This window comes from Acidovorax sp. KNOB132, assembly GCF_057541515.1.
The window spans coordinates 1-2,807 of record NZ_BAAJYT010000365.1 but is presented as its reverse complement, the minus strand read 5'-3'; the positions used below and the strand labels follow the sequence as shown (position 1 = coordinate 2,807).

Below are 2,807 nucleotides of genomic sequence, written 5' to 3'. Positions count from 1 at the left end.
GGGAAGGGTCGGCCATGCGGTCGCGGTGCGGCAACGGCGAAGCGTCAGCCGATCAGGTCGAGGCCGGCCGCGTCGGCCAGCGCATCGCCCACGCCGCCCTGCTGCTGGCGCACGAGCTGCCCGGCCACCTGGTCCACGCCGCCCTTGATGTGCAGGGTGACCGATTCGAGCTTCATGCGGTATTCGCTCACGCGGGCGAACGGGCGGTAGAACCCGAGCGTGACGACGGTGAGCAGGATGTTCTTGAGCCGCAGCCCCACGTAGCGGCCCGCGCGCAGGTCGCACTTGAAGCGGGCCATGTGGCTCACGCCGATGTTGTTCCACATGAGCTGGAACATGCGCGCTTCGCGGAAGGCGCGCGCGGGGGCCGATGCGAGCAGGAACACCACGAAGAACAGGATGAAGCCCAGCACGATGAACACGAACAGCCACATCCCCATGCGCTGCGTGGAGTTGGCCAGCAGCGCCCACGAGCCCTTCAGCGCCGCGGCGATGACGGCGCCCAGCACGGCCGACGACAGGAGGAACACCAGCACGGTGGCGACCCAGACCTTGACGAAGTCCACGTACTCCGGCTTCCAGCGGCCGGGCTCGGCGCCGATCTGCGAGCGCAGCACGAGCAGGCTGCGGTAGTTGTATTCGAGGCGGATGAAGCACAGCACGATGAGCACCAGGCCCACGGCCAGCAGGCCCCACATGGGCCCCGTCACCTTCGGCAGGTTGCGCCCGCCGGCCGGCAACTGCGCCTCGGGCGCCAGGGCCTGCAGACCGAAGAACACCGCCAGGCCCACCAGGGCGATGGCGAACACCGGCCAGCTGGCCTGGTAGACCTCGCGCCAGTTGGCGTTGAACTGCAGACGCAGCCCCTTCCAGCGCGTGTTGGCCAGGCGAAAGCGCATGGCGCTGCCCCAGATCAGCGGGGCGAGGAGGGCGCCGCCGATCAGGAACAGGCCCACGGTGGCGTCCTGCCCCGTGCGCACGGCGATCTGGTAGGCGGCGGTGAGGCCCAGCAGCACGACGAAGCCGAAGACCATGCGGCGCTGCTGCGCGGTGAATTCGAGGGGGCTGCCGGCCACCAGGGTATGGCCGTAGAAGTACTGCGCGGTGCGCCGGCGGGCCCAGGGCGTGTACAGGCCGAGCGTGAGGATGCCCAGCAGCACGTTCACGATCCACACCCGGAAGTACTCGCCCCCGCTGCCGGTGAAGACCAAGGCATGCGGTTCGATGCCGTGCGATGTGAAGGTGGAAGACACCCTGTCTGCGGGTGGTGGGGTCATGTCCATGGGCTGCTCTCCTCGGTGCCGCGGAGTGTAGCGCAGCCCCTGGGGCATCGGTGGCCTGTCCATCGGCCTGTAGCGCAATACCAACTTGCGGTGGCAGCTACTGATTTTGTAGCGTTTGCGGTGGCGCCGCGCGCGGCGGGGCGCCCGCCGGCATCAGAACTTTTCCCACGGCTGCAGGTAGCGCCACTGGCCCTCGGGCACCTTGGCCAGCGGCACGCGGCCCAGGCGGATGCGCTTGATGGCCACGACCGACAGGCCCACGGCCTCGCACATGGCCGGGATCTGCCCGGGGCGGATGCCCTTGAGCGCAAAGCGCAGGCGCGTCTCGTTCTGCCAGCTCACCTTGATGGGCGGCAGCGGTCGGCCGTTGAAGCTCAGGCCGTGGCAGAGCTTTTTCAGGCCGCTGTCGGACAGCGTGCCCTGCACCTCGACGATGCATTCCTGCTCCAGCGATTCGATGTCCTCGGCCAGCTTGCGGGCGATGCGCGCATCCTGCGTGTAGACGACCAGGCCGCTTGCGGGCGTGGGCAGCGGGGTGAAGCATTCGAGCGCACGGAAGTGCCGCTGCAGCACGCGCGTGCCGCTGGCGTCGTCGGCCGCGTGCGAGGCCGCGCCGAGCAGGGTGAGCGCCGAGGGCTCCCCCTGGCTGCGGCTGCCGTGGCTTCCATGGCGGCCTGGGCCTGCCGGCGCCGCGCCGACCGGGCCCTGCGGTGTGCCCGGGCCGCCCAGTCCCGCTTCGTAGCCCACGGGCTTGTGCAGCAGCAGGGTCACCGGGGTCAGCTCCATCAGGTTGGCATCCTGGTCCATGGCCACCGCCTGGTGCGGCGAGACGCGGGCGCCGGGCGCCTCGACCACGCGGCCGTCCACGCGGACCCAGCCGCCCTCGATGTATTGCTCGGCCGTGCTGCGCGAGCAGCCCAGTTGTTCGGCCACGCGCTTGGCGAGGCGGATGTGTTCGCGGTTGGGATCAGACATGGCCGGGCTCCAGGGAAAGGTTCAGTGCGCGGATGCGCTCGACATGGGCCAGCAGCGAGCGCCGGGCCACCGGCCACATGCGCTCGGGCACATCGCCGTAGGCGTGGCGCACCCAGTCGTCCGGGCTGCCATCGGGAAAGGCCCGCATCGCGGCCAGCACCTTGGCCTCGCGCGCCAGGCGGTGGGCCTTGAGGCCGGCGATGGCGCCGCGCGCATCGCCCAGCACGTAGCCGTGCGCGGGCAGGATGAACTGCACGCCGTGCCGCTCGCACAGCGCATCGAGCCGGTCGAGCGAGTCGAGGTAGTCGGCCATGTTGCCGTCCGGCGGGTCCACCACCGTGGTGCTGCCGTTCAGGATGTGGTCGCCGCTGAAAAGCAGGCCGTCTTCGACCAGCAGCAGGCACAGGTGGTTGGCCGCGTGGCCGGGGGTGTGCACCACCTCCAGCGTGTGCGTGACTTCGCCCTCGGGCGACGGGCCGGCCAGCACGAGCCGCTCGCCCTGCGCCAGTGCGCGCTCGGGCACGAAGTGGCTGGCCGCGCGCGCGGTGG

At 70.5% G+C, this 2,807-nt stretch carries 3 protein-coding genes; all 3 read right to left on the bottom strand.

What is annotated here, in order from left to right:
- Positions 1-44: 44 nt before the first annotated feature.
- Positions 45-1,277, bottom strand: a complete 1,233-nt coding sequence (locus tag AC27IO_RS22485) for a YjgN family protein (protein WP_498740860.1) — start codon at positions 1,275-1,277, stop codon at positions 45-47.
- A gap of 159 nt (positions 1,278-1,436) precedes the next feature.
- Complete coding sequence (locus AC27IO_RS22480) at positions 1,437-2,258, bottom strand: RNA pseudouridine synthase (protein WP_284413923.1); 822 nt, start codon at positions 2,256-2,258, stop codon at positions 1,437-1,439.
- The coding region (locus tag AC27IO_RS22475) for an MBL fold metallo-hydrolase (protein WP_498740858.1) at positions 2,251-2,807 on the bottom strand (557 nt) is incomplete at its 5' end. The genes AC27IO_RS22480 and AC27IO_RS22475, both read right to left, overlap by 8 nt.